Source organism: Pedobacter sp. JCM 36344 (assembly GCF_046546555.1).
Lineage (GTDB): Bacteria > Bacteroidota > Bacteroidia > Sphingobacteriales > Sphingobacteriaceae > Pedobacter.
On sequence record NZ_JBKHKK010000054.1, the window covers coordinates 1 to 581 of the forward strand.

The 581-nt window shown below is 38.9% G+C and carries 1 pseudogene; it reads left to right on the plus strand.

The annotated features are described in order from the left end of the window. Positions 1 to 79: 79 nt before the first annotated feature. Positions 80 to 581 (plus strand): annotated as a pseudogene (locus ACHFIZ_RS17955) (IS982 family transposase); the annotation flags it as partial.

Below are 581 nucleotides of genomic sequence, written 5' to 3' on the forward strand. Positions count from 1 at the left end.
ACCCGTAGTGCATTATAAATAAGGTTGCCCATTTCGCTAAAAATTAGTATATTATATTGATTACCAAGTCATTATAATTATGAGCAACCTTATACGAAAATACGAATTAATTCTGAAGACCTTTAGAGAAATATCATTGATAGACAACTTCTATTACAAACCGGTCAAGCCTAAGTTGTCTGATTTAGAGCTTATTACGCTGAGTGTTGTGGCGGAATCTTCGGGTATAGATTCTGAATATCAGCTATTTAGAGAATTGCGATTTTCTAAGCTCGAGGGTATGATAGAGCGCAGTGTATATAACAGAAGAAAAAGAAAACTGTTCCCTTACATCGAAGTACTAAGAAAAAAGCTGGCTGCAAGACTGAATGATGGCAAGAAGTATTTCATTGTCGATTCGATGCCATTGGAGATATGCAAGAATGCGAGAATAACCAGAAGTAAGATCTGCAAAGACCAGGAGGGGGCTTTCCCAAACCAAGGTTTCTGTGCTTCGCAGAATGCCAGATATTATGGATACAAACTCCACGCGGTATGTTCGGCAGATGGTGTGTTCGAGAACTTTGACCTTAGTCCTGCCT